This window comes from Corynebacterium crudilactis (assembly GCF_001643015.1).
Classification (GTDB): Bacteria; Actinomycetota; Actinomycetes; order Mycobacteriales; family Mycobacteriaceae; genus Corynebacterium; species Corynebacterium crudilactis.
On sequence record NZ_CP015622.1, the window covers coordinates 1861680 to 1887240 of the forward strand.

General features: G+C 50.4%; 25 protein-coding genes. 5 read left to right on the forward strand and 20 right to left on the reverse strand.

The genetic code is table 11. The features are described from left to right. Positions 1-33 precede the first annotated feature (33 nt). From ccrud_RS08740 to ccrud_RS08750, 3 genes are read right to left on the reverse strand one after another with little or no spacing between them, the layout of a single operon-like run. On the reverse strand, positions 34-1899 hold the full coding sequence (locus ccrud_RS08740) for a penicillin-binding transpeptidase domain-containing protein (protein WP_066566323.1): 1866 nt from the start codon (positions 1897-1899) through the stop codon (positions 34-36). 53 nt (positions 1900-1952) lie between these two features. Next, on the reverse strand, positions 1953-2585 hold the full coding sequence (locus ccrud_RS08745) for a response regulator (protein WP_066566328.1): 633 nt from the start codon (positions 2583-2585) through the stop codon (positions 1953-1955). 6 nt (positions 2586-2591) lie between these two features. Beyond that, positions 2592-3716: a sensor histidine kinase gene (locus ccrud_RS08750; protein ID WP_066566331.1), complete on the reverse strand. Its 1125-nt coding sequence runs from the start codon at positions 3714-3716 to the stop codon at positions 2592-2594. Between the two features lie 110 nt (positions 3717-3826). Between ccrud_RS08750 and ccrud_RS08755 the strand changes: the two genes are divergently transcribed. Continuing rightward, positions 3827-4801, forward strand: a complete 975-nt coding sequence (locus ccrud_RS08755) for an ABC transporter permease family protein (protein WP_066569764.1) — start codon at positions 3827-3829, stop codon at positions 4799-4801. A gap of 11 nt (positions 4802-4812) precedes the next feature. Further along, positions 4813-5526, forward strand: coding sequence for an ABC transporter ATP-binding protein (locus ccrud_RS08760; RefSeq protein WP_066566340.1), 714 nt, complete (start codon positions 4813-4815; stop codon positions 5524-5526). A 317-nt stretch (positions 5527-5843) separates the two neighbouring features. Here the strand turns inward: ccrud_RS08760 and ispG are convergent, their stop codons facing one another. The 3 genes from ispG to dxr all read right to left on the reverse strand — a co-directional run bounded on the left by ispG (position 5844) and on the right by dxr (position 9551). Next, positions 5844-7025 (reverse strand): flavodoxin-dependent (E)-4-hydroxy-3-methylbut-2-enyl-diphosphate synthase, encoded by a 1182-nt coding sequence (gene ispG, locus ccrud_RS08765; RefSeq protein WP_066566344.1) that lies wholly within the window; start codon positions 7023-7025, stop codon positions 5844-5846. A gap of 137 nt (positions 7026-7162) precedes the next feature. Then, positions 7163-8362: a M50 family metallopeptidase gene (locus ccrud_RS08770; protein ID WP_066566346.1), complete on the reverse strand. Its 1200-nt coding sequence runs from the start codon at positions 8360-8362 to the stop codon at positions 7163-7165. A gap of 19 nt (positions 8363-8381) precedes the next feature. Further along, positions 8382-9551: a 1-deoxy-D-xylulose-5-phosphate reductoisomerase gene (gene dxr / locus ccrud_RS08775; protein WP_066566349.1), complete on the reverse strand. Its 1170-nt coding sequence runs from the start codon at positions 9549-9551 to the stop codon at positions 8382-8384. 260 nt (positions 9552-9811) lie between these two features. On the opposite strand from dxr, the gene ccrud_RS08780 reads away from it, so the two are divergent. Next, entirely contained in the window at positions 9812-10255 is a 444-nt protein-coding gene (locus ccrud_RS08780) for a DUF2631 domain-containing protein (protein ID WP_066566351.1), read from the forward strand. 65 nt (positions 10256-10320) lie between these two features. Here the strand turns inward: ccrud_RS08780 and ccrud_RS08785 are convergent, their stop codons facing one another. From ccrud_RS08785 to rlmN, 3 genes are all read right to left on the reverse strand, one after another. Next, complete coding sequence (locus ccrud_RS08785; protein WP_245670219.1) at positions 10321-11853, reverse strand: hypothetical protein; 1533 nt, start codon at positions 11851-11853, stop codon at positions 10321-10323. 50 nt (positions 11854-11903) lie between these two features. Next, complete coding sequence (locus ccrud_RS08790) at positions 11904-12728, reverse strand: ABC transporter ATP-binding protein (RefSeq protein WP_066566359.1); 825 nt, start codon at positions 12726-12728, stop codon at positions 11904-11906. Between the two features lie 163 nt (positions 12729-12891). Beyond that, positions 12892-13992, reverse strand: a complete 1101-nt coding sequence (gene rlmN, locus ccrud_RS08795; protein ID WP_066566369.1) for a dual-specificity RNA methyltransferase RlmN — start codon at positions 13990-13992, stop codon at positions 12892-12894. 92 nt (positions 13993-14084) lie between these two features. Here rlmN and ccrud_RS15580 point away from each other — a divergent pair, with 92 nt between their 5' ends. Further along, positions 14085-14564 (forward strand): LapA family protein, encoded by a 480-nt coding sequence (locus ccrud_RS15580; RefSeq protein ID WP_211271299.1) that lies wholly within the window; start codon positions 14085-14087, stop codon positions 14562-14564. 95 nt (positions 14565-14659) lie between these two features. On the opposite strand, the gene ccrud_RS08805 is transcribed toward ccrud_RS15580, so the two are convergent. From ccrud_RS08805 to rpsB, 5 genes are all read right to left on the reverse strand, one after another. Next, on the reverse strand, positions 14660-15553 hold the full coding sequence (locus tag ccrud_RS08805; RefSeq protein ID WP_066566371.1) for a phosphatidate cytidylyltransferase: 894 nt from the start codon (positions 15551-15553) through the stop codon (positions 14660-14662). A gap of 157 nt (positions 15554-15710) precedes the next feature. Then, complete coding sequence (gene frr / locus ccrud_RS08810; protein WP_066566374.1) at positions 15711-16268, reverse strand: ribosome recycling factor; 558 nt, start codon at positions 16266-16268, stop codon at positions 15711-15713. Positions 16269-16359: 91 nt separating this feature from the next. Next, positions 16360-17091, reverse strand: coding sequence for a UMP kinase (gene pyrH / locus ccrud_RS08815; RefSeq protein ID WP_074025487.1), 732 nt, complete (start codon positions 17089-17091; stop codon positions 16360-16362). A 325-nt stretch (positions 17092-17416) separates the two neighbouring features. Further along, positions 17417-18244 (reverse strand): translation elongation factor Ts, encoded by an 828-nt coding sequence (gene tsf, locus ccrud_RS08820; protein ID WP_066566377.1) that lies wholly within the window; start codon positions 18242-18244, stop codon positions 17417-17419. Between the two features lie 241 nt (positions 18245-18485). Beyond that, complete coding sequence (gene rpsB / locus ccrud_RS08825) at positions 18486-19292, reverse strand: 30S ribosomal protein S2 (protein ID WP_066566379.1); 807 nt, start codon at positions 19290-19292, stop codon at positions 18486-18488. 394 nt (positions 19293-19686) lie between these two features. Between rpsB and ccrud_RS08830 the strand changes: the two genes are divergently transcribed. Continuing rightward, complete coding sequence (locus tag ccrud_RS08830) at positions 19687-20169, forward strand: M23 family metallopeptidase (protein ID WP_066566381.1); 483 nt, start codon at positions 19687-19689, stop codon at positions 20167-20169. Here the strand turns inward: ccrud_RS08830 and ccrud_RS08835 are convergent. From ccrud_RS08835 to ccrud_RS08860, 6 genes are all read right to left on the reverse strand, one after another. Further along, complete coding sequence (locus ccrud_RS08835; protein WP_066566384.1) at positions 20166-21113, reverse strand: tyrosine recombinase XerC; 948 nt, start codon at positions 21111-21113, stop codon at positions 20166-20168. The two genes, ccrud_RS08830 and ccrud_RS08835, sit on opposite strands and share 4 nt — an antisense overlap. Positions 21114-21266: 153 nt before the next feature. After that, the gene (dprA, locus tag ccrud_RS08840; protein WP_066566394.1) at positions 21267-22451 is read right to left on the reverse strand and encodes a DNA-processing protein DprA; all 1185 of its coding nucleotides are present in this window, start codon (positions 22449-22451) and stop codon (positions 21267-21269) included. Then, complete coding sequence (locus ccrud_RS08845) at positions 22448-23971, reverse strand: YifB family Mg chelatase-like AAA ATPase (protein ID WP_066566400.1); 1524 nt, start codon at positions 23969-23971, stop codon at positions 22448-22450. The genes dprA and ccrud_RS08845 overlap by 4 nt, the downstream gene beginning before the upstream one ends. Further along, a complete protein-coding gene (locus tag ccrud_RS08850) occupies positions 23958-24326 on the reverse strand; it encodes a YraN family protein (RefSeq protein WP_066566403.1) in 369 nt (122 codons plus the stop codon). The genes ccrud_RS08845 and ccrud_RS08850 overlap by 14 nt, the downstream gene beginning before the upstream one ends. Before the next feature lie 243 nt (positions 24327-24569). Next, on the reverse strand, positions 24570-24875 hold the full coding sequence (locus tag ccrud_RS08855; protein WP_003857573.1) for a DUF2469 domain-containing protein: 306 nt from the start codon (positions 24873-24875) through the stop codon (positions 24570-24572). Next, entirely contained in the window at positions 24872-25540 is a 669-nt protein-coding gene (locus ccrud_RS08860; RefSeq protein ID WP_066566413.1) for a ribonuclease HII, read from the reverse strand. Before ccrud_RS08860 ends, ccrud_RS08855 begins: the two co-directional genes overlap by 4 nt. Positions 25541-25561: the final 21 nt, after the last annotated feature.

Below are 25561 nucleotides of genomic sequence, written 5' to 3' on the forward strand. Positions count from 1 at the left end.
AAGCCCGCATTCGATACCAACGCTTTGAGCTCGTTATCCGATGAGCTCTTCTTCTGTACTTACAGCGATGTCTCCGCCTGCTCGAAGTTCATCCAACCGGACAAAGAATTGATCGGTCACTGCCGTGGCAGTTTCTGAACCTCCACCCAACACAACGAGAGTGGCAAAAGCTAGGTCATCTTCACGGTAGCCCGTAAACCACGCGTGAGAACCTTCATTGATTTCCGCTTCACCGGTCTTGGCGTAAATTTGGCCGCCGGTTTGTCGCATGCCACGAGCAGTACCGTCATTAACTACAGACTTCATCATGCGTTGCACATTTGCTAAGACTTCTGGTTCCAGCGGTGGAACCTCTTCACTCGTGGTGGTCTCATGTCCGGCGATTAGCGTTGGTATCGGAGCTGCGCCAGTTGCTGCGGTTGCTGCAACCAATGCCATGCCAAATGGGCTTGCTAGATCAAGGCCCTGACCATAGCCAGATTCTGTGCGATCCAAGGTGATATCGCCTTCCGGAACCGAACCGGTCATGGTGTCAAGGCCTGGGATTTGATAATCGATACCAAGGCCAAATTGTTTCGCCACATTTTTCAGCTGCCCGGGTGCCAAATTGGTCGAAATATCAGCAAAGGTGGTGTTACAAGAATTGGCAAAAGCATTATCTAAAGAGGTATTTCCCAAGGAAAAACTATTATAGTTTGTCACAATACGGCCAAAAATATTCATGGTTCCGGGGCACGGCACAATGGTGTCTGGGGAAAGATTCTCATGCATCAACCCGGCGGCTGCAGTGATGATCTTAAATGTCGATCCGGGTGGGTACTGTCCCATGAGTGCCATATCGCCATCTTTATCGGCCTCATTTGTTTGCGCCACTGCCAAAATTTCACCGGTTGATGGGCGCATCACCACCATCATTGTTTTCATATCGGCGCGCAGTTCCACGGCTTCTTCGGCGGCTCGTTGCACATTGTGGTCCAAGCTAATTTTCACGCTTGGTGCAAGCTCTGGAGCGTGATAGGCAATATCATCAATCACTGCCCCATTTGAGGTGACAATTGATGCCCGCCAACCGTTGGAACCATCTAGTTCTTCATCGACAATACGAGAAACACGCGACACAATATCGGGTGCAAAGCCTGGATCTGTTGCCACCATGGCAGCTTCTTCATTGAAGTTTAAGCCCGGCAACCCAGCTAGGTCTTGCTGCATCCGAGCGCCCACATTGGCATCAACAGTGGTCAAAGAATATGTGGAATCACCAAGGTTATTTAAGGTGTCTTCCACATCGATGGTGCGCACTTGAGCATCTTGTGCGTGAGCTGCTTCTAAATATTCTGCTACGCGTTTGACCACTACTTCCGAGTCTCCGGCTGTGGGATCAACCAACACACGGAAGATGCTGCCCGGCGCGAGCACTGGAGCTCCATCAGAAGAAATGACATTGGCACGTTGCGCTTCGATTGCGCGCAGTTCCAGGTGTTGGGTGGCGCCGAGTTTTGGGTGCACTAGTGAAGGTTCCCATCGCACGGTCCATTCATTGCGCATTTTGGTCAAGGTCATGGCGGAGTCGTAGCTGATTTCACGATCGCGTGGCAGTTTCCACACCACGGAGAAATGTGCTGTAGCAATGGTATCTCGGGAATCTACTGAATCAAGGGTGAGTTCCACGCTTTCTGCTTGCAATCCATCGAAACTCTTGCTGAGCATATCGGTGGCAAGTTCAGCTTGGTCAGTGATGGTGGAGATCGTGTCAAAATCTTGCTCTGCCCACGCGTGCAGGAACTCTTGGGCAATGGGATCTGCAGTATCAGGACGTGGTGTGCATGCGGTCAGGCTGCTGCCAGCGAATACCACCGTCATGCACAATGCCAATAGTGACCTGCGCTGCGCCTTGTTCATGGAGTGAAGAGTAGCAGCGTGGGTTGTGAGAATCAGTTACCAACACGAAAGCTTTAGATAATTCCGCGCTGTCGTGCTTGGGCTACTGCCGCTGTTCTCGAGGTGACATCAAGTTTGTTGAAGACATGCCCCATATGACTTTTCACTGTTGCTTCAGTAAGAAAGAGTTTCTGTCCGATTGCTCTGTTGCTTTGTCCCTGGGCAACGAGGGAGAGCACTTCAATTTCTCGTGCGCTGAGCGCCGTCATGGGGTTATTCATGCGCCCCATGATTTTGCTCGCAACTTGTTTCGATAGTACGGACTCCCCTGCTGCGGCATCGCGTACACCGGCGATGAGATCTTCAGGTGAGCTGTCTTTGAGTAAATACCCCACGGCACCGGCAGATACGGCACCAACGACATCACCGTCCGTGGAGTAATTTGTCACCACTAATACCTGGGGTGGATTATCCAAGGCTCTAATACGACGTGTAGCTTCTACTCCCCCTGCCGTTTTTTCACTGGGTTGATCGCCAAAGCGTAAATCCATCAACACCACATCGATTCCGCCCTGTGCAGCAGCGGCAACCGCTTCATCAGGAGTACCCACCATGCCGACGATCTGGAAATCTTCTTCACTGGCCAACAGGGAAGAAAGCCCAGCACGCACCACAGGATGATCATCGGCTAATAAAATGTTGATCACAGGTTTTTAACTCCTTTGTTGATAGGGAATGCGGGCAGAAATTCCGGTTCCCGCTCCGAGTGTTGATTCAATAATCAAAGATCCACCCAAATGCTCTGCTCGGCGTTGGGCAGTGGGCAATCCAACAGATTTCCTGCGCATCATCTCTGCGATATCGAATCCTTTGCCATCATCAAGCACATCCAGCAGGATTTGGTCTTCTTGATACGTCAGTGTCATTTTGGCAGATCTAGCATCAGAATGGCGCACCACATTGCCCAATAATGTTTGAGCAATGCGCACGATCTCTGCTTCCATCTCATCAGGTAATACGCGCGGAGTTCCATCCACCTCAAAACTAATGCGCTCCCTCAATGGTGTGGTGGAGGAAAGCCTGGCCAACGCAATAGGAAGATCAGCACCAACAAGTGGCGTTGGTTGGAGAGCCGCAATGATATTGCGTATTTCCGCCAGATTCTCAGCGGTTGTCTGCCTGGCCAATTGGATATGGCGCAGCGCTTGCGGGTCCTCCACTCGTTTTTCCGCCGCATGCAACAGCATCTGAATAGAGGATAATCCTTGTGCCACAGTGTCGTGTATTTCGCCCGCTATGCGGGCTCGTTCTGCCTGCTCGCCGGCGCTTTTCGAGGCCCGGATCGCCGACGCGCGTGCGTCGACAAGCTCCTTTAAGGTATGCGTGAGCAACTGAAAACACGTGCCAAGCACCCACGCCACCAACGCACCAAGCAACGGGCCGGTGACAACACCAACGGAAAAGCCCAGGTGCATGCTCAACGTCACCACCGCGATGGCTGTCAACACCACAATCGCGATAGCCGCGCGCATCGGAGTAGTAATCATCACCACGAGGAAAAACATGGGAAACACTAAATAGGCTGGCTCTGGCCCATCCCAAATAAGGCTTGCCCACAACAGGCTGAGCAAAATAAACCACACCAAGCGGTGTTGATTAAACGGTGTTCTTGGCATCACCCCAAGCACATAGACCACACCATATCCTGCAACAAGCACCCACACGCTCCAGTGGCTTGCCCGCCAACAGACAAGCACCAACAACACAGCAATGAGAAGATGCAACCCCCAGGTAAGGACCTGTTCAATCCGGGCTATTGTCGCTTGACTGGTTTTCACGCCACCACGTTAGCGCACTTGAGTCGGAGTGCGAATCCGACTTTGGTCGTACTGCAAGAATCGACTACAGCCCGATTATTTTCTTCTCTGCAGGCAGCACACTGGTCATTATGTTTCAAGGACTTAAAGAATTAACCGCGGCAAAAGGCCGCACCCTCCTCATCACCGTCACGGTGGGACTCATCGCGGTATTGGTCACCTTCCTCTCTGCTTTAACTGCAGGACTTGGCCACCAATCAGTATCTGCGCTCAAAGAACTCGCTGGAGAAAATCAGCTCATCCTCGCAGATTCCGGTAGCACCACTTTGTCCGCATCAACGCTCTCAGAGATGGCTGTCTCCCAGCTCGAAGCAGAAGGTGCACAGATGTTGTGGCAAGTGCGCGATCGTGTGTCTGATACTCCAGTAATGCTGCTCAACTCCCCAGATTTAGCACCTGGAGAAATTTCTCTGCCCGCTGACCTGGACGAGACCTCTACTGCAACCCAATTCCATGCCACAAGCGTTGTCGATTCCCCAAATGATCTCTACCTCGATCATTTGCCCGTTGTTTTAATGAACACCTCTGACCTCTCCCAGCTGGCAGGTATCCGCGGTATGCAAGGACCAGCCGGAGCTTTTCTGACCACGGATACAGCAGAATTGCCCGCAGACACCGTGGCACTTACCGGATCGGAACGCTGGAATGCCTCTGCGTCCTACCAAGGCGAACAAATGTCACTCAACCTCATGATCATTATGCTCTATGTCATCTCAGCACTGGTCTTGGGCGCATTCTTCACGGTATGGACCATTCAGCGACTACGCGGTATTGCTATCTCTAGTGCACTGGGTGCAGCTCGACGCGTACTTATTGCAGATGCCCTTGGACAAGCCGTCATTGTCCTAGCATTTGGCATTACGGCAGGCACCCTCATCACCGTGGTGTCCGCACTTGGTATGGGCGATGCAATGCCGGTTGTCATCGATGCCACCACCACTATGTATCCAGCGCTTATCCTCGCCGCCGCAGGTCTTCTCGGCGCCACCATTTCACTAGCCCCCATTTTGCGCGTTGAACCTCGTTCCGCACTCATTACTGCTTAAGGATTCTCCTCATGTCACTTCATGTTAAAAACCTCAACCTCACTGTCGCTGATGGTTCCACCTCACGTACCTTGCTCAACAACATCTCCTTCGATGTTCGAGCAGGTGAAGTCGTAGGTATCACTGGCCCCTCTGGCTCCGGAAAGTCCACCTTGCTTGGCGTATTGGGTTGCCTCCAACGCGCCGATTCCGGCAGCGCCGTCCTTGGAAATATTGATTTGACCGCCGCTACAAGCAATAAAGAAAGCGCTGCTTTACGACGCACCCACCTAGGTATTGTCTTCCAACAGCCAAACCTTCTCCCCTCGTTGAAAGTCCTTGACCAACTGCTATTGATTCCCCGCCTTGGCAAAATTCTTCCCCCAAGCCGCAAAGAAAACGCCAAGAACACCACAAAAGCCCTCGACCTCCTCGGCTCAATCGGTCTCGGCGATTTGGCATACCGCAAGGTAGGAGAACTATCCGGAGGTCAACAAGCACGCGTCAACCTTGCACGAGCACTGATGAACTCCCCAAAACTCCTGCTTGTCGATGAACCCACCGCCGCCCTCGACCAACATTCCGCCGCCGAAGTAACTGAGCTAATTCTCGCCATGGCTCATCACTACAACGCCCCCACGCTGTATGTCAGCCACGACATCGAACAAATAAAAACACTCGACCGCCAGATTGAGCTCATCGATGGTCGCGTGCAGGAAATTCCAAGCGCATTGATTGATTCCTGAAATCACGCTTCTGTGCCGTTTTAAGGCCTCAGTATTTCAGAATGGGGTTTCGCCTTGGGCAGTGTTCCTTGAGGCCTTGAGAATCGATTCTGGAAGGGCACTTTTTTGAGCCGGAAATGGGGATTTTCGATCAGACCAAATGAGAGTGCCCACGGTTGCTCAAAACTTGATCCGTGGGCATCTGTGACCGGTTTCGAGAGCAATAAACCAAACCACACTGCCCACGCAGACGAAAATATCGTGTCGTGGGCAGTGTGGTTTGGTTTATTTAGTCCCAGCAGTCATCGCCGCTTTATTTAAGCCACAATGACTTCTAGTTACTTGGTTACCTTCACTTCTGCCTTCATACCGGAGGCACTTGCTGCAGCGAGAACTTCAGGATCCATCTGTTCTGCCAGACGCATTGCTTCCTCAATGAGGGTTTCCACGATCTGAGACTCAGGAACAGTCTTGATCACTTCGCCCTTCACGAAAATCTGTCCCTTGCCGTTACCAGAAGCAACACCGAGATCAGCATCACGAGCTTCACCTGGACCATTAACAACACAGCCCATCACAGCAACGCGCAATGGCACTTCCATGCCGTCAAGTGCTGCAGTGACTTCTTCCGCCAGCGAGTACACATCCACCTGCGCGCGACCGCAAGAAGGACAAGAAACAATCTCCAACTTACGAGGACGCAAGTTCAATGACTGCAAGATCTGATCGCCGACCTTGATTTCTTCTACTGGATCAGCAGACAAAGACACGCGAATGGTATCGCCAATACCCTGAGCCAAGAGCGCACCGAAAGCCACGGAAGACTTAATGGTGCCCATGAATTTAGGACCAGCTTCAGTCACACCAAGGTGCAATGGGTAATCGCTTTGTGCTGCGAGCTGCCGATAAGCCTCCACCATGAGTACAGGGTCAGAGTGCTTGACGGAAATGGCAATGTCTTTGAAACCGTGCTCTTCAAAAAGACTTGCTTCCCACATTGCAGACTCAACGAGAGCTTCCGGAGTTGCCTTGCCGTTGTACTTATCCAGGATGCGCTTATCCAAGGAACCGCCGTTGACACCAATGCGGATTGGGATTCCGGCATCACCAGCAGCCTTGGCTACTTCTTTAACGCGACCATCAAATTCCTTGATGTTGCCAGGGTTCACACGAATAGCAGCACAACCAGCATCAATGGCAGAAAAGATGTACTTAGGCTGGAAGTGAATATCTGCGATCACTGGGATCGGAGACTTCTTAGCAATGATCGGCAATGCTTCCGCATCCACTGGCATCGGGCAGGCAACTCGAACAATGTCACAACCGGAGGCTGTCAGCTGAGCGATTTGCTGCAGGGTGCTGTTGATGTCGTGGGTCTTGGTCGTGGTCATCGATTGAACAGAAATCGGATGATCGGAACCAACGCCCACATTGCCGACCATGAGTTGGCGTGTCTGTCGACGCGGCGCCAACACTGGAGGTGGGGTCGGAGGAAGGCCAAGGCCGATTGGGATAGACAAGTTACATGCTCCTAGAAAAGGAAGCACCACAAGTTTTTGTGTGCATCCGGAAAACGTTCTGGGTTTAGTCAGTTATGAAAAAATTGTATCACCGTCACCTTGTTTAACATCGGTGCCAGCGATTCAATTCCTTAAAATTAGCCAAAGAGTTTGATGGGATTAACGACATCCGCCACGATGACTAGGCCACCAATGGTCATCAACACTGCTGCCACCGCCACGGTTAATGGCATCAATTTGGTGTAATCAGCTGGGCCGCCGGCAGGCTTTCCGCGCAGTTTCCGGAAAAGATCTCGGATCTTTTCGTATAGCACCACCGCGATATGTCCGCCATCGAGTGGTGGCAGTGGCACGAGGTTAAACAGTGCAAGGAAGAAGTTTAGGCTGGCCAGCATCATCATGAACATGTCCCACATGGAGCGTTCGACAAATTCGCCACCGATACGAGATGCACCCACCACGCTCATGGGGCTTTCCAGATCACGTTCTGCGCCGAAGATGGAAGCCACAACGCCGGGGATCTTTGCCGGGAATGCTTTCAGACCATCCCACGTGGCGCTAATCATGTCGCCGGTGAAACGTGCGGTTGCTCCCACACCTTCGATTGGGCCGTATTTCTTATACACATCGGTCGGCGGAAGGCTCGACATGCCGACAGCACCCACAGTTATTTCCGTACCATCAGTGGTGAAACGGGTGACGGATTCGACCTGGACGTCGACGTCGAAAAGCGTTCCATCTCTCTGGATCGACAGCGTTGCCGTTTCGCCTGGAAGCACAAGAATCGCATCGCGGATGGCGCTGAAATTAACCATCTCTTCGCCGTTGACAGCCAAAATCTTATCGCCGTGCTCAATGCCGGCATCAGCTGCAGGCCCGGAGCCCACGCAGCTCGCATCCTGTGATGCTGGCACACATTGCACGGTGTCCACGGTTGCGGTGGTATCCACATCCGGGTTAGGAATGCCAGAACTCACGGCCACGCCATACAGCACAATAAATCCGACAAGAATGTTCATGATGACGCCACCGGAAAGCACAATGATGCGCTGCCACCAGGGCTTTAGATACATTGCACGCGACAGATCTGCTGGATCAAGTTCGTCCTGCGCGGTCATTCCGGCAATATCGCAAAAACCACCGACAGGAATTGCTTTGAGGCCATAGACGGTTTCACCACGGCGCTTGGCAAACACCGTCGGGCCAAAACCGATGAAAAAGCGACGCACTTTCATGCCGAAAATGCGTGCTGTAATGAAGTGCCCCCACTCGTGAAGCGCGATGGTTACAGCGATGCCGAGGAAAAATAACACGACACCGAGAAGATAGGCTGCCACGAGGCGGAAGCTCCTTAACTCACATAGCGGTTGCCAACCGGTCAATCAACGCATTCGCACGCGAACGAGCTTCAAACTCGGTGGCCAAAATATCATCGAGGTGTGATGCTACACCAGCAAACTGGGAAGCTCCTTGGAGGACCTCATCCACCACGTCCACGATCTGCGGGAACTTAATCCGGCCCCGCAAAAACGCCTCCGCGGCCTCCTCGTTGGCAGCGTTGTACACCGCAGGATAAGTACCTTTTTGCTTTGCGACGTGCCGAGCCAGCTGCACCGCAGGGAATGCGGCATCATCCACCGGCTCAAAAGTCCAGGTATGAGCAGCCGTGAAATCCAACGCCGGCTGTGCCTTCGGCACCCGGTGAGGCCAATCCAGTGCCAAGGCAATCGGCAGCTTCATCGATGGCGGCGATGCCTGAGCAATTGTTGCACCATCAGTAAATGTGATCATCGAATGAATAATGGACTGCGGATGCACCGTGACATCAATAAGATCAGCATCTGTATCAAATAATAACGTTGCCTCGATCAGCTCGAGCCCTTTATTAATAAGCGTGGCAGAATTAAGAGTATTCATCTGCCCCATCGCCCACGTCGGATGAGCTGCGGCCTGTGCAGGAGTAACCTCCCACATCTGCTCTCTGGTCCACCCTCTAAAAGGTCCACCCGAAGCAGTCAGGACAATCCGAGACACTTCATCTGCTGTACCAGATCGCAAACACTGCGCCATCGCAGAGTGCTCAGAATCCACTGGAATAATCTGGCCAGGCCTCGCCTTAGCCGTGACAAATTCACCACCAGCAACCAGCGATTCCTTATTAGCCAAAGCAAGATACGCGCCAGAATCTAGCGTGGCCAACGTTGCCGCCAGACCAAGTGACCCAACAAGGGCATTCAACACAGTATCTGCAGGTGTGGATTCCACCAGGATCTTCGCAGCATCCGCACCGGAAATGATCTGTCCGCCCAGGGATTCCGAGATCAACGCAGCAGCTACTTCATCAGCGACAGCAACCTTGTCTGGTGCCAAACCTAAGCTTCGTGCCTGGCTAATAACCAACTCCGGCTGAGAACCGCCCGCAGCAATTCCCACCACTTCGAATTTATCCGGATTATCAGCAATAACATCGAGCGCCTGCGTTCCAATGGAACCGGTGCTTCCCAAAATAAGGATCTTTTTACTCACGCCCCCATTCTTCCACTAGTTGACCCACAACACAGCAAACATGCCCACTACACCCATTTGGGGCAATCCAAACGGATAGGTTTCCTCCATTGCCAGCTAGATGTCTTCAAAAGCGCAGGTGGGAAACTCACAACACTGTTGGTTTTTCGCTTGACCGCGGAAAATATGAGAACATAGTGAAAGTTAAACCAAGTTCTGTAGGTGCTCGTTGGAACATGTGTTTAAGCACTATTTTCAACTTGCGAATAAAGGAGTAAAACGTGGCTGGTTCCTCCCACACGATTGAGCCTGAGATCTACCGCGGTGTATCCACCCTTGATGAGCCTTCGGCTGCATGGGGATGGCACGGTCTCAAGCGCAACACAATCCAACTCGCTGGCTGGATTTCTGTTCTGTTCATGCTTGGGTACAACTTTGGTAACCACAAGGGCCACGTTGAAACCATCTGGCTTATTGTCATGACTGTCTTTTTGGTTCTCGGTCTGCTGATCCACCTGTTTGAGCCAAAGCTCTCCCAGGTGCGCACCATCACTGGCAAGAACAAGCCAGTTGGCCACGTCGAACCTGACTGGACTTACGATCAGGCAACCCTGAGCGGCACCTGGGCTGATCTTTCTGATTCCCAGCTTCGTTCAATCAACATTGAGCCAAGCCGTGTTGCACACCTGCGCGCTGCAGACTCTGCAAAAGAACTAAACAACTAGTTCTTATAAAAAGTAGGGCTCCTATCGAGTTATTCGATAGGAGCCCTACTTTTCTTTTATTCCTTTTATTTCACGTGAGTTTTTACCTTGTCGAAAATCTCCGGCAAGTTCCGCTCCACTCGCCTGCTACATATCTGCACAGCCCCCAGATAGACAGCTACAGGAATAACGATGCCTAAAACTTCACCAAGAACAAGCATCCACATGTGCTCTGTGGCATAACCAACACTGCCCAACACAATTGCTGGAATCAGAGGAATCCACCCCAGCAATAATGCGGCAAACGCCCCGATGAAAGCCGCACCCGAATAACCACTGCGATCGGCCCACGGACTCGTACCAGGTTTAGCCGTTGGATACGGATTAAACGTAGTGACAAACAACGCCACAGCTGCGCCAGAGATAAAGACTCCGACTCCAATGAAACTGAGCAAAACGGCAATCGTTTTATTATCCGCCAGAACCAATGTGACAACCATATAAATCAGCAATGTTAAGCCACCTGGCAGCATAGAAGCCCAATGGCGCATCAACAATGCTGTTCTGGCCTTAACTCCTGACACCATATTCAGCCAGATCGATGGGCCATCATAACCAAAATCATTAGTAGCAATCGAACCACCAAAAGCTGCCAACATAATCAACCCCACGTAAATCATGAAGAAATCGACAGTAAAGCTCTGCGCAATAAACAGAAATCCAAGCAATGGAAACACAATCATCGATCCCATTAATCTGGAATCTTTAAACAGATAACGTACTGATCGAGAAAAGATAGCTCCACCAGCAGACCAAGGAATCATCGGCAAAAATAACACCCTCTTGCCCTCTACCTGCATATCCTTTGTCCGATTGCCCTGCCCGCCTTGATCCAAGGGAGCATGAAGCGCCTTATCAATCAAACGCAACCAGAGCCAAACACCCGCGCACACATAAGCAAAAGCCAACACCGTCAATAAGGCAGCCTCACTCCATAGGCTGGCTGCAAACGCTTCCACAGCGCCTGCCCCCGCCCCCACAGGAGTCCACTTAGCAATACGTCCTAAGGCATCAATCCTGCTCATCGCCTCAGCTCCAATGAGCAGATTATAGCCAATGATAAACACCACAAAGGCAACAGAAGCGATCATCGTTCGACGATCTTTACTGACTCTCGAAGAAGATCCCGAGGCAACAGCTTTAAGCAATTCACCTAACAGCAACGTGGTAATCAAAGATACGAACATCATCAACACCAAGATTGGCAAGGTACTCAGGGGCAAAAAGACCGCTGCCACAATTGTTGTGGCCACAGTGCACACGACAGCAGTAATCCCACGAGATTGCATAAGTGAGCTAACAGCCAACCCGGGTATGAGCTGTTTTGCACGCACTGGCATAGTGGCAAAAGACACTGGATCCAGCTGTCCTTCACCTGACGGCCACATAAAAGCTGCCATGCAATAAGCCAATGTTCCAATGGCAACAACACCAGCGAGGATTCCCGTATTCTCCTGATGCAGCCCCACTCCTAATACCGCACTCAAACTAACAAGGCCGATCACGCTATACAAAGAAACAAGCGCCATCATCACAACCGTGGCCCGGTTTCCCTTCATAGCTCTACGCCACAAAGTCGCCTGTAGTCTCAGCAGAGTTCTCGTCATAATTATGCCCTCCCCTCTGAAGAACCCAACCACGATAGTGATCCTTCCTGCAGTGCCCCGCCGCCTACGATCTCCACAAAAATATCAGTGAGTGACTTTCCTTTTCGGATCTCATCAACATGACCCGAAACCTCCACGATGCCCTTATTGATAATTGCTACGTGATCACACAATCCTTCAACCAATTCCATGACATGCGAACTCAAAACCACTGTGCCACCAGCTTGTGCAAAGTTTTTCAAAATATGTTGAATCAACCGACCTGAGACAGGATCCACAGCTTCCAAAGGTTCATCAAGAATAAGGACCTGAGGATTATGGATCAGAGCCTGAGCCAACAAAATCTTCTTCGTCATGCCCGCTGAATAATCCACAATTTTCTTCGTGCCAGCCTCTGCCAAACCAAGTGCATCCATAAGCTCAACGCTGCGCTGATGCACCAGCTTCTCCTCCAACCCCCGTAACGCACCTACATAAGCTAAAAGCTCCATGCCGGAGAGACGATCAAACACTGGCAGGCCATCAGCCAAAAGCCCCATTGCCCTTTTCGCACCGTCAGGTTCTTCCCATACGTTATATCCAGTGATCCACGCACTGCCTTGCGTTGGCCTAATCAGCCCCGTCGCCATGGATAACATCGTTGTTTTACCAGCACCATTAGGTCCTACAATGCCATAAATTGAGCCCTTGGGAATATCTAAATTGATAGTGTTCACCACTGTTGAATTCCCATAGGATTTAGATAAATTTCGGACTGCCAAGGCTTGGGTGGTGGGATCATTTGGGCTACTTTGAGGCAACCCTTGCAGCTTTTCAGGCTCAGTCATCTTAAAAAATCTTTCGGCTCTAGAATCCACGAATACCAATCAAAATAAAACAATATATTTGACGCTACCAGCCTAAGCTCAGCTCTTCAGAACTTTTTTACCAACAACAAAACCCGCTGTCTTTGCCTTAAGCAAAAACAACGGGCTTACATATTTTTGATGGTTAAGCAGATTCCTCAGCGGCAAGCTGACCACACGCGGCAGCAATCTCTTGCCCCTTGGTATCACGCACGGTGCATGGAACACCCTTGGCAATCACGCGGCGAACAAACTCATCTTGACGCTCCTTAGGAGCAGCATCCCATTTGGATCCAGGAGTTGGGTTCAAAGGAATAAGGTTCACGTGAACACGAGAGCCCAAAGCCTTATGCAACTTCTCGCCCAGCATATCCGCACGCCAATCTTGATCATTCACATCACGAATGAGTGCGTACTCAATAGAGACACGACGACCGGATTTATCTGCGTAATAACGAGCAGCATCCAACACCTCAGCGACAGACCAGCGGTTATTCACTGGAACAAGAGTGTCACGCAGTTCATCATCTGGAGTGTGCAAAGAAACAGCAAGAGTAACCGACATGTCTTCGTCGGCAAGCTTCCTGATTGCAGGAGCCAAGCCAACGGTGGAGACAGTCACACTACGCTGGGAAATGCCAAAGCCTGCAGGGCTTGGCTGCGTAATCTGACGAACCGCAGACACCACGCGCTTGTAGTTAGCAAGTGGCTCGCCCATACCCATGAATACAACATTGGAAAGACGACCTCCCTCATCCTGCATCGTCGCAGCTGCATTACGAACCTGATCGACGATTTCGCCGATAGACAAGTTACGATCCAAGCCACCTTGGCCAGTAGCACAGAATGGACACGCCATGCCGCAACCAGCCTGCGAAGAAATACACAAGGTAGAGCGATCAGAATAACGCATGAGTACAGATTCAAGAAGAGTTCCATCATGGAGTTTCCACAATGTCTTCTGAGTCTGATCATCATCTGCTTGAACAACACGCAACGGTTCCATCAACGTGGGGAACAAAGCGTCTTTGACTTCCTGACGAGCACCTTCAGGCAGGTCCGTCATTGTTAAAGGGTCAGCCTCAAGGCGACCATAGTAGTGTCGTGCGATCTGATTGAGTCGGAATTTGGGCAAACCCAGCTCTTTCAGAGCCTCCACTCGGGCCTCATCAGTGAGATCCGCAAAGTGGGCTGGGGGCATGCCGCGCTTAGGTGCGTTAAAAACCAGTGGTACAGGTGTAGCCATAATGTGCCTATTCTTTCAGATGTTATGTAATTGTTGAACTTATTGAGCGAGTTTAGGTAGCGAAAAGGAGATTCTACGAGTTCAATAGCTGTATGAGCAATAAACCAGTGGATCCTTATGAGACCAACCCAGACAACCTTCCCACCGGTTTAGACCCAGCATACGAGGGTAACAACCAATACGGTATGGAAGAAATTTCCGCTGAGCATCAGGTGACTGCAAACACACCTGCGATTCAAGAAGAACCTGCTTACTCTGATGCCGAATCTAAGCCTCAGACTAAGCGAAACACCAAGAAAACAGACACGATTGTAGTACCAAAGCAAACTCTTGCTGGCGGAACTTGGGTGGCTCTTATCGTCGGCGCAATCTTGTTGATTGTGCTTTTGGTCTTCATCATGCAGAACCAAACCAACGTAGAGCTTAACCTTTTTGCATGGTCCTTCCAATTCCCGGCAGGCATCGGATTCCTCCTCGCAGCAATCACCGGTGCGCTGATTATGGCGTTGGTGGGCGGAGTGCGCATGTTTGAGTACCGTCGCCAACTGCGAAAGATCCGCAAGGCATTGTAAAACTGGTTTAAAGTTGTTCAACCTAAAAAACCAAAGGCGTTGTGTAAGGCAATCTAGAATTTTGCCCCACACAACGCCTTCTTCTACTTCTGTCACTAAGCAGGGTAAGAACTGCTCACTACGCTCAAGATCAACCATGTCACCATTGCAGCCGGCAACATGCCATCTAGGCGATCCATAAGACCACCATGACCAGGCAAGAGATTCGACATATCCTTGATGCCTAAATCACGCTTAAATTGCGATTCCACCAAGTCTCCAAGGGTGGCACACACAACCAACGCGCAACCAAGGACGACACCTAACCACCAATGGTGATGAAGCAAGAAATGGACGCACAAGGCACCTGTAATCGCGCCCAATAAGATAGATCCGGCAAATCCTTCCCAAGACTTCTTTGGACTTACCAAAGGCGCCATGGGGTGAGATCCGAAAAACACACCTGCAATATAGCCACCAATATCAGATGCGACTACACACAGCATGAAAGTCAGGATAAAGAAGGTTCCAGGGACGGAATTATTTTCCATCAACGACAGCATGGCTGCAAAACTGCCGAAAAGAGGAATCCACGTGAGCACAAAGATGCCCACCGATGTATCCCTAAGATAATTGCGGGCTTCTTTTTCCGCACCGTTATAGAAGATCCTAAAATACATCAGCACCAAAACAGTAGCTACAAATGACGCCAAAATACCCATGGTGCCAAACGGCCACGATAACCAGATTATGGCTTGTCCGCCAATAATCATGATCGGCATTGGAAGGTGATAGCCGCTTTCCTTCAGACGGCTACCAACCTCCCATGTAGCTGCAGCCATGAATCCTGCCACAAGGATGTACCATCCCCACGGACTCAAAACGATGCCTAGAAGAACCAAAAGTCCCAGACCGACGCCTACACCTACCGCTGCCTTAAGATCTCTACCCGCGTTATTTTTGGGTTTGGGCATCCGCATGGACCGGTGGTGTTGCTCCGGTTCAGTCATCGGTTCTCCTTGAAGTTTCTAACAATGTCACTGTAGATGGTGCCAGTATTTTCGGAAAAATTCTCCCAAACACTCCAGCAAACAAAAGAAAGCGTCGTTTCTCCGCCCAATCGACGTTGAAACGACGTATTTTCTGTCTCATTGAAATAAAAGGTCTTTAGACCTCCATCAATTCCTTTTCCTTGCGAGCTACAACTTCATCGACCTGCACGACGAAGCCAGCTGTAACCTTATCTAGTTCTTTTTCTGCTGCCTGTACTTCATCTTCGCCAGCATCGCCATCTTTTTGCAGCTTCTTCAGCTGATCCATGCCCTTGCGGCGGACATTACGGATAGCAATCTTTCCGTCTTCGCCCTTGCCCTTAGCCAACTTAACCATATCCTTACGACGCTCTTCGGTGAGCTGAGGAATAGTGACGCGCAATACTTGGCCGTCATTGGTTGGGTTAACACCAAGATCAGAGTTACGAATTGCATTCTCAATGACCTGCATAGACGTCATCTCGTAAGGCTTGATAATCAGCATGCGAGGTTCTGGAACTGAAATGCTTGACATCTGAGTGATTGGAGTGGGTACACCGTAGTACTCAGCCATGACACCATTAAACATCGCCGGGTTAGCACGGCCTGTTCGGATGGTGGTCAAGTCTTCGCGGGTGTGCTCGACCGTTGCGGTCATGCGTTCTTCTGCTTCGAACAGAATTTCATCAATCATGTTTTCACTCCTGTGTTTTTAGCAGTGTGGATACTAGTGATAGCTTATCGTTGCCACGCGTGGATCCACGCTGTTCATACCAATTAATGTATCAGGACTCTACGAGAGTACCGATACGCTCACCGTTGATAGCACGAGCAATATTGCCTTCTGTTAGCAAGTTGAACACCAAGATTGGCATCTTATTGTCCATGCACAGGCTGAATGCAGTTGCATCTGCAACCTTAAGGCCCTTTTCAATGACTTCCTTAGGGGAAATCTCAGTAAACAGCTCAGCATCAGGATTGGTGCGTGGGTCATCGCTGTATACGCCGTCGACGGCCTTAGCCATCAGCAATACATCACAGCTAATTTCCAATGCACGCTGTGCAGCGGTGGTATCTGTGGAGAAATATGGCATACCCATGCCTGCGCCAAAGATGACTACGCGACCCTTTTCCAGGTGACGCTCAGCACGAAGTGGAAGATATGGTTCCGCAACCTGTGCCATGTTGATAGCGGTCTGCACACGGCACTCGACGCCATGCTGCCCAAGGAAATCCTGCAGCGCAAGGCAATTCATTACCGTGCCAAGCATTCCCATGTAGTCGGAGCGAGCTCGGTCCATTCCGCGCTGCTGAAGTTCAGCTCCGCGGAAGAAGTTGCCGCCACCAATAACAACTGCGATCTCTGCGCCGCCCTTAGCGACTTCGGCGATCTGGCGCGCGACATTATCTACGACATCAGGATCGATGCCGACCTTGCCACCACCAAACATTTCACCTCCGAGCTTTAACATCACTCGTTTGTATCCGGTACGGGGTTGTTCACTCGAGGTGGTCACCGTGGTGTTCTCCTTTAGTAGGGGTTTTGCCAACCGCATTTAACATCAGCCACAGGGTGCTCCCGATGCCCCGCAACAATTTAATTGCCACGATGACAGAATCAGAGCACCCCCTATTCCTGGGATTCGATCTTACATCGCTCCGTGCATTCAATGCGGAAAGCCTAGGGTTTTAGCGCAATAAGTTGTTAAAAAACTACTCCACGCAGAATGAAGCCCCACGCACCTGTAGCGATACGCGGGGCAATTCTTTAAAATTTTAAGTTTCATTCAAAACTTAAAAACTCTATGTGGGAATCAAAAACTCCCACATACGTTAAAAGGCTTAAGCCTGGCCAACCTCGAAGCGAGCGAAGGAGGTAACAGTAGCGCCTGCCTCTTCCAGCAGAGCCTTAACGGTCTTCTTGCTGTCAGAAACGGAAGCCTGCTCAAGCAGAACGTTTTCCTTGTAGAAGCCGTTCAGACGACCTTCAACGATCTTAGGGATAGCCTGCTCTGGCTTGCCCTCTTCACGAGTGATCTGCTCAGCGATGGAGCGTTCCTTCTCGATAATCTCAGCAGGAACGTCCTCACGGGTGAGGTAAGAAGCCTTCAGAGCAGCAATCTGCATTGCAGCCTGACGTGCAGCTGCCTCAGCAACTTCACCTTCGCCAGAGAATGCAACCAAAACGCCAACTGCTGGTGGCAGGTCAGCGGAACGCTGGTGGAGGTAAACAGCGGTCTTGTCACCCTCGAGGGTAGCTGCGCGACGAAGCTCAAGCTTCTCGCCGATCTTTGCAGAGAATTCCTGCAGTGCAGCGTCAGCGGACTGTCCATCCACGTCAACTGCTGCAAGCTCTTCTTGGGAGTTAGCCTTTGCAGCTGCAGCAGCTGCAGCTACCTTTGCAGCGAATTCCTTGAAGTCAGCGTTCTTTGCAACGAAGTCAGTCTCAGAGTTGACCTCAATCATGGTGTTGCCAGAAACTGCAACAAGACCCTCGGTTGCGTTACGCTCTGCGCGCTTTCCGACATCCTTTGCGCCCTTGACGCGCAGGATCTCAACAGCCTTGTCGAAGTCGCCAGCGGACTCCTCCAGTGCCTTCTTGCAGTCGAGCATGCCGGAACCGGTGAGTTCGCGGAGCTTCTTAACATCCGCAGCGGTGTAGTTCGCCATTACGGGGCGATCCTCCTTATGTATGGATAATTAATGCTATACAAGCTTAGGTTAGGACACGGTAGTCCTACCCGCCCGTCTAAAAAGTGATCGTACATGCAATCAGTCGATCACGTGGCGACATGGGCGGGGTGGCTGCCCAAAAAGCCCCCACGGCGATGAAATTTTAAAAGTCAAAGTTCCATTGTCGTGGGGGCTTTAAGTAGGTCAGCAAACAGCAAATGCTGTAAAGAGGGGCAGCTTACTCAGCTGCTGGTGCCTCTTCAGCCTCTACTGCTGGTGCCTCTACTGCTGGTGCTTCTTCAGCCTCAGGCTTTGCTTCGCCTGCTGCATCCTTAGCAGCTGCAAGCTGACGCTCTTCGCGTGCCTTCTTGCCTTCTACCACAGCGGTGGAGATGACGCGGGAAAGCAGTGCGGTGGAGCGGATAGCGTCGTCGTTACCAGGAACTGGGAAGTCAACGACATCAGGATCACAGTTGGTGTCCAAGATGGCAACAACTGGGATGTTCAGCTTGTGAGCCTCAGCAACCGCAATGTGCTCCTTGTTGGTATCGATGATCCACAGTGCGGAAGGCACGCGGGTCATTTCAGAGATACCACCGAGGACGCGCTCCAGCTTGGTGCGCTCACGGGTCAACATGAGGATTTCGCGCTTGGTGCGACCCTCGTAGCCGTTTTCTGCAGCATCCATAGCCTGCAGTTCCTTCATGCGGCTCAGACGCTTAGAAACGGTCTGGAAGTTGGTCAGCATACCGCCAAGCCAACGGTGGTTCACGTAAGGCATGCCAACGCGGTCTGCCTCAACCTGAACAGCTTCCTGAGCCTGCTTCTTGGTGCCAACGAAAAGAACGGTGCCGCCGTGGGCAACGGTCTCCTTGACGAACTCGAAAGCCTGATCGATGTAGGTCAGGGTCTGCTGAAGGTCAATGATGTAGATGCCATTGCGCTCGGTGAAGATGAAACGACGCATCTTCGGGTTCCAGCGGCGGGTCTGGTGGCCAAAGTGCACACCAGCATCGAGAAGCTCTCGCATGGTTACGACTGCCATGTTAAGCCCCTTTCATTAAGTCTAAGGGTTTCGGTTTTGGAAATTTGTGCAGGTTTTTATCCTGCACCCTAGCGATGGTTTCCCAGCTCAACACCCTAAAACTCAAAAGAGTTCTTTGGGACCTTGTTGTTCCAGAGTTGAAATAATATTCAACGCCATCGCGCGTAGTCAGTTGAAAAAATGGAACTTTCCTTGCCCTAAGGCATAACAAAGCACAATTCAGACACACTGCTGTCGACAAGCCTACATGCCTTGACCTGCATTCCCAAACGCTCCAATGGCTCTTGTGAATCAATCAAATATTGCTGCTTAACATCTGCCCCATCTCTCTCATAATCCACAGCCGCGCCCCAACACTATGGACACCACTCATGCGTCCAATAAGGCTAAGCATATGAACATACGATGCAGATGGATTCTCGGACTCTCCTTTTTTCTGACGGTTTTACTAACTCCCTCACTAGCTCATGCATATGTCAATCCAGCTACCGGCGAAGACAAGGCAGGAATAGTGCTGCGCGGATTCGACAAACCTGCCCAAAATTGGCTTCCAGGACACCGCGGTGTGGATCTTCCATTAGAAATTGGGGCGCACGTACTAGCCAGCAATTCAGGAACAGTTGCTTTCGCCGGAACAGTTGTAGGAACACCCACCATGTCGATTGATCACGGAGACGGAATCAGGACTACGTATCAACCAGTTCACGCTCACCTGAACGTTGGAGATCCCATAGAAAAAGGTGAGGTGATTGGAACTCTCGGGCATCCAACCACATCATTTCCAGGACTTCAATGGGGCGCAAAAATTGACGAAGACTACATCAATCCACTTTCGCTTCTCCCCCGACCAACCATCAGACTTAAAGCAATCCACTAAGCACGTGGATGCGCTTTATTAAAAGCTTCAAGCAATCTTTTATTACTAACGTGAGTGTAAATTTGAGTAGTTTGCATTGAAGAATGCCCCAATAATTCTTGAACCTGTCGAAGATCCGCACCACCATCAAGAAGGTGCGTAGCCGCTGTATGACGCAACGAGTGCGGGGAAAGGTGCTCAACACCGGTCACTTTTGCAGCTTTGTCCACAATCCTTCGGACCTGCCTAGCATTTATTCGTTGCCCCCTGACGCCAACAAAAAGCGCATTCGTATTCTGCGCCATCTCATTTCGAACCTCCATCCAGCTTTTTAAAGCCATATGGGCAGCTTCACCAAATGGGACGACACGTTCCTTATCACCCTTGCCAAGCACTCGAATCATCCGTCGGCCATGATCGATATCTAGCAAATCTATTCCACATAATTCCGCGACGCGGATACCTGTGGCATACAGCAATTCTAAAATTGCTGAATCTCTTAAGAATTCTTCCGCACTTGCAGAAGCAGCATTTTCCACGAACTCACTAGCCTGCTGTTCCCCTAAAATTTTCGGCAGGTCTCGATTAATTTTCGGAGAAACTAATCGGGCAGCTGCATCAGTCTTGAGATACCCATTTTTCTGAGCCCAAGAAGAAAAAGCCTTAGCTGAAGCCGTACGTCTAGCAAGTGTCGCTCGAGACTTTCCTTCTTCAACCGCAACCCCCATCCACTGACGCAGATATGGCAGCGTGAAATTATCGATGCCCCTTATCGCTTCTGACATGGAGTAAAGATCCGACCGGTAGCCACGGATAGTCGCCGAAGATCTACCCACAACAAGGTCAAGATGCTCACAGAAATCATCAATCAGCGTATGTAATTGTGCCATCGAAACCGAACTTGAAGCGCCAGATGGTGACACGTTCTTATCCGAACGTGCCACCATCTTTTTTGACTCACCCATAGTGCTAACCCTAGCGCGATGCCACTCAATGCTCGTAGAGGAACATCACCCAACAGCCTTCAAGGAACCAGCCCGTACCTTAAAAACCATACTTAGGCTTGCCTCACATACAGTATCTTTCGGTTCGGAACCCCGCAACCTTTTCAACAATTTTTATTGCGCTTCCAAATTTCTCGACCACAAGGTTCCTTCTCTCCCAACGATTCCTCGCTTGTGCAAATCGATGAGCAAAAAGATTGTCAGCTGCAACGTCAGACCTGCCTCTGCTGAAATACTCGCGGCTTCCCTCCCCTCTCCACGATCATCTAGCGCATCAAAGATTCTTAGTTCATTCCTGGTTAATCCCTGCACCGGTGTAGCAGCAAAATTTAATTCATACTGTGCTTGGCTATCCAGCGCACCGACAGCACCAAGCAAAGACCTGACATCATCTGCACTAGTGACCATCTGGGCACTTCCATTACGAATCCGTTCATGACATCCCAACGATCCTGCTGTATTAACTGGGCCGGGGACTGCCATAGCAACTCTTCCCAATCCAGCACACCAACTAAGAGTGTTTAGCGCTCCAGATCTCCACGCTGCTTCCACAACAACTGTGCCTTGCGACAGTGCTGCGACTAATCGATTTCGAGTAAGGAACCGGTGTCGTTGTGGCGGCGTTCCAGGAGGGTACTCGCTGACCATAGCGCCCTTTTCTGTCGCCGCAATCTGATTAAATAGCTCCTTATTGTGGCTTGGGTACGAGCGATCAAGTCCGCATGCGGAGATAGCAATTGTTGCTCCTCCTGCGCGCAACGCTTCGCTATGCGCCACGCTATCTACTCCTAAAGCACCACCTGAAACAATCGTCCACTGATGTGCTGCCAAAGCTTGGGAAAAATCCCGTGTCACTGCCGTTCCATAGTTACTGATTGCCCTAGTCCCCACGAGCGTCACAGATTGCGCACTAAGTTTCCTCAGGTCTCCCCCTCTGATCCACAATGCATGTGGCGGAAGTGCATCATCTTGATACGTACGAACATGATCGCTCATTCCAGAAGCCGCGAACCCAAAAGCATGATCAAATTCTTCTCTCGGCCAATCGATATCTTCTGGTGTAATTAATCGACCGCCCAATTTGGCGATAGTTTCTAAATCATCTTTTGCCGTGTCAATTGTTGATCGAGAAGCTGTTGATTTAAGCAACCCCTCTCCAATCCATGGTTCCCTCTGCTTAATTCCACATGTTATTTTCTGCACATCATGGCCATCTTTAAGCAGATTTTGCAGATACAGATTTGGCCCTTCTACGACTTTTGAAAGATACGCCCATGCAAGTAATCGAGCATCTATCATGCTGCAACCTCACTATATGCTGTACCGCGAAGCGCCATTGCCCGAGCAACATGATCTAGGTTTGGTTGCGAAGCACCATCTAAATCGCTTAAAGTCCAACCCAATTTGATGGCCCGATCGCACCCTCTTTGAGAGATCGCCCCCTCTGCTAAAAATGCCCCAAGATACACCATGGCTTCCTCGGTTGCGGCAAAATTTCTTCGCAGAAAGTGCGGATCTACATGAGCATTAACAAGGCCTCCTAAACCTGCTTTTAACCAACGATGAGCAGACCGTTCACGTGCCTGGGCGACGCGTTCTGCAATCGGCGCTGAACTTTCTACATCATCACTACGCAGCAACGCACCTTTTGAATGGGTTGCAACAACCATGTCTAATCGATCACGGAGCGGCCCAGAAAGGTTATTCAGATAGGTTGCTCGTGCAGCTCCTGAGCACACACATTCTTGGGGTGTTTCAGCTCCACACCGACACGGATTTGCAGCGAGAATGAGTTGGAATTGGGCAGGGAAAGTGACATCGTGGCGTGAACGAATAATCCGAATCGCCCCATATTCCAAAGGAGTTCTCAAGGAATCAAGGATAGATGCTGGAATTTCGCTTACTTCATCAAGAAATAACACACCATGATGAGCCAAACTAATAGCCCCTGGAAGTGGTGATCCAGAACCTCCACCCAACAATGCTGCTTTAGTAACGTTGTGATGAGGTGAAATAAAAGGCGCTCTAGAAACTGGCCCTGAGAAGGTTCGGCCCACGACAGAATGCACAGCTGTTGCCTCAATCATCTGCTGTGAGGTTAGTTCAGGTAACAAGCTCGGCAGCCGTTCTGCAATCATAGATTTTCCAGAACCAGGTGGACCAATCATCAACATATGATGCCCACCAGCTGCTGCGACTTCCGCAGCAAATCTGGCCTCTGGCTGCCCTACGACATCCCGCATATCCAGTAATTTGAGATCATCTTGCCCAGCTAATACGACTGGTGAAGGTAAAGACTCCTCATCATTTAGCCACCGCATCACCTGATCAATGGAACTAGCAACAAATACGCGAGGATTATCAACCAGCCCGGCTTCCTGTGCATTTCCTTCAGGAATCACAACGCGTTCAATTCCCTCTTCCCGAGCAGCAAGCAGCGCAGGGAGCACTCCAGTAACAGGCAATAAAGTGCCATCAAGCGCTACCTCGCCGAGAAACATTGTGTGCTGCGCATGAAATCGGACTTGAGGGTTTGGGCTTTGAGATGCCAATACTGCGACAGTCATTGCCAAATCACATTGCGAACCTTGTTTACGCATTGAAGCCGGCGATAAATTGATTATCACTTTCGTTTTTGGCCACTGCAATCCACTGTTATGCACTGCTGTTTTAATGCGATCTCGGGACTCAGAAATAGCGGTATCCGCCATGCCGACAACATATGTTCCTGGAAGACCTGGTCCAACGTTGGCTTCGACTCGAACAATTTTTGCTTGAACACCCAATTGTGCCGTGGAAATAGTTCTACCGAGCGCCATGTTCAACATCCTCATAGACGGTGATTTCTGGGCTTCCGGTGTGCGGATCCAAAATAACGGATACTACATCGAATCTGACTGGAAAATAGGGTCTTCCTTCAAGCCATCTCCCCGCGGTCCTTCTCATTCGTGTCATTTTCCGGCAATCCACCGATTCAGCCGCACCGAATTCACAACCACGCCGAGTTTTTACTTCGACAAAAACTATAGTTCCGCTTTTTAGCTGAACTATCAGGTCTATTTCCCCACATGAATAGCTGATATTGCGAGCAACTAGCGCTGCACCTTGATCCATATATTGCTGAAGCACTAGGTCTTCGCCAAAAGCCCCGAGAAATTGCTTTTGTGTTTTCATATCTCCCCCACGAGTGTTAAATAATCTATTTTGGCTGTGCCTGTAGATTCAACGTGGTTTAAGAAAACGCTTCAAGAGTGTCTATTTCATGGCTGTGGATAACTAGCTCCCCACGCTAGTTATCCACAATGCAGACCAGAGGGCACTTGACAAAGAAGCAGATATGAAACGGGAAAAGTGCGGGATTAATTGATAATCCCGCACATTTTTAGGCCATATGACCTGGTATTTTACTGCAAAAAGCTACTCAGGCATGATGATGTCTGGTTTGTCCAACTCTTCGATGTTGACATCCTTGTAGGTAATCACTCGGACGTATCGAACAAATCGTGCTGAACGGTACATATCCCACACCCACGCATCTGACATGCGGACTTCGTAATAGACATCATTACCACTGTTGTGCGGAATAAGCTGCACGGCATTCGCCAAATAGAATCGACGTTCAGTTTCTACAACATAGGAAAACTGGCTAACTACATCGCGATATTCGCGGTACAGCGAGAGTTCAACCTCTGCTTCATAATTGTCGAGTTCTTCAGCGCTCATGCTCCACCTTCCATCATTTTTCCATCGGCAGCTTGTAACCATTCTTGGTGTGCCTTGGACACATTCGCATAACTATATCTGTGCTCTGGGCTTGCGCCGTGGTGACGCACCGCATCCATGTGGATCTTCGTGCTGTATCCCTTATGAACCTCAAGGCCATAATGAGGATATTTATCAGCCATCGTAGTCATGAGATCATCTCGGGTTTGTTTAGCAAGAACACTGGCAGCAGCAATGCAACGCGCGGAGGCATCGCCGCCAATGATTGGCAAATACGGAATGGCAAAGCCAGGAACTTTCATCGCATCAGTGAGAACATAACCCGGGCGGGTTTCCAGAGCAGCAACAGCTCGGCGCATGCCGGAAATATTGGCATGCTGTATGCCAAATCGATCAATATCTTGTGCCGAAATAATTATTACGGACCATGCTAGAGCATGCTTTTTAATGATCGGCATGAGTTTTTCACGAGTCGTCGCACTGAGCTTTTTAGAGTCTGTTAGGGCGGCTAACTCTTCAATAGGCTTGTTCGGAAGGATGCAGGCGGCAATGGAGATAGGACCGCAGCAAGCACCACGTCCTGCTTCATCTACTCCGGCTACGGGCCCTAACCCGTTGCGGGACAAGGTGACCTCAAGGGTCCGGAGATGCTTAAGGCGTCGCATAGAGGGAGGCGTCGAAAAGCG

What these genes read in the sequence shown, in the direction of transcription:
- frr (WP_066566374.1), bottom strand. Translation starts at nt 16,268, where the DNA reads ATGATTGATGAAATTCTGTTCGAAGCAGAAGAACGCATGACCGCAACG.
- rlmN (WP_066566369.1), bottom strand. Translation starts at nt 13,992, where the DNA reads ATGGCTACACCTGTACCACTGGTTTTTAACGCACCTAAGCGCGGCATG.
- ccrud_RS08830 (WP_066566381.1), top strand. Translation starts at nt 19,687, where the DNA reads ATGAACATACGATGCAGATGGATTCTCGGACTCTCCTTTTTTCTGACG.
- ccrud_RS08785 (WP_245670219.1), bottom strand. Translation starts at nt 11,853, where the DNA reads ATGAAGGGAAACCGGGCCACGGTTGTGATGATGGCGCTTGTTTCTTTG.
- tsf (WP_066566377.1), bottom strand. Translation starts at nt 18,244, where the DNA reads ATGGCGAACTACACCGCTGCGGATGTTAAGAAGCTCCGCGAACTCACC.
- ccrud_RS08790 (WP_066566359.1), bottom strand. Translation starts at nt 12,728, where the DNA reads ATGACTGAGCCTGAAAAGCTGCAAGGGTTGCCTCAAAGTAGCCCAAAT.
- ccrud_RS08860 (WP_066566413.1), bottom strand. Translation starts at nt 25,540, where the DNA reads ATGCGACGCCTTAAGCATCTCCGGACCCTTGAGGTCACCTTGTCCCGC.
- ccrud_RS08740 (WP_066566323.1), bottom strand. Translation starts at nt 1,899, where the DNA reads ATGAACAAGGCGCAGCGCAGGTCACTATTGGCATTGTGCATGACGGTG.
- ccrud_RS08755 (WP_066569764.1), top strand. Translation starts at nt 3,827, where the DNA reads ATGTTTCAAGGACTTAAAGAATTAACCGCGGCAAAAGGCCGCACCCTC.
- ccrud_RS15580 (WP_211271299.1), top strand. Translation starts at nt 14,085, where the DNA reads ATGAGCAATAAACCAGTGGATCCTTATGAGACCAACCCAGACAACCTT.
- ccrud_RS08760 (WP_066566340.1), top strand. Translation starts at nt 4,813, where the DNA reads ATGTCACTTCATGTTAAAAACCTCAACCTCACTGTCGCTGATGGTTCC.
- ccrud_RS08850 (WP_066566403.1), bottom strand. Translation starts at nt 24,326, where the DNA reads ATGAAAACACAAAAGCAATTTCTCGGGGCTTTTGGCGAAGACCTAGTG.
- dprA (WP_066566394.1), bottom strand. Translation starts at nt 22,451, where the DNA reads ATGATAGATGCTCGATTACTTGCATGGGCGTATCTTTCAAAAGTCGTA.
- rpsB (WP_066566379.1), bottom strand. Translation starts at nt 19,292, where the DNA reads ATGGCAGTCGTAACCATGCGAGAGCTTCTCGATGCTGGTGTGCACTTT.
- ccrud_RS08835 (WP_066566384.1), bottom strand. Translation starts at nt 21,113, where the DNA reads ATGGGTGAGTCAAAAAAGATGGTGGCACGTTCGGATAAGAACGTGTCA.
- ccrud_RS08855 (WP_003857573.1), bottom strand. Translation starts at nt 24,875, where the DNA reads ATGAGCGCTGAAGAACTCGACAATTATGAAGCAGAGGTTGAACTCTCG.
- ccrud_RS08845 (WP_066566400.1), bottom strand. Translation starts at nt 23,971, where the DNA reads ATGGCGCTCGGTAGAACTATTTCCACGGCACAATTGGGTGTTCAAGCA.
- ccrud_RS08805 (WP_066566371.1), bottom strand. Translation starts at nt 15,553, where the DNA reads ATGACTGAACCGGAGCAACACCACCGGTCCATGCGGATGCCCAAACCC.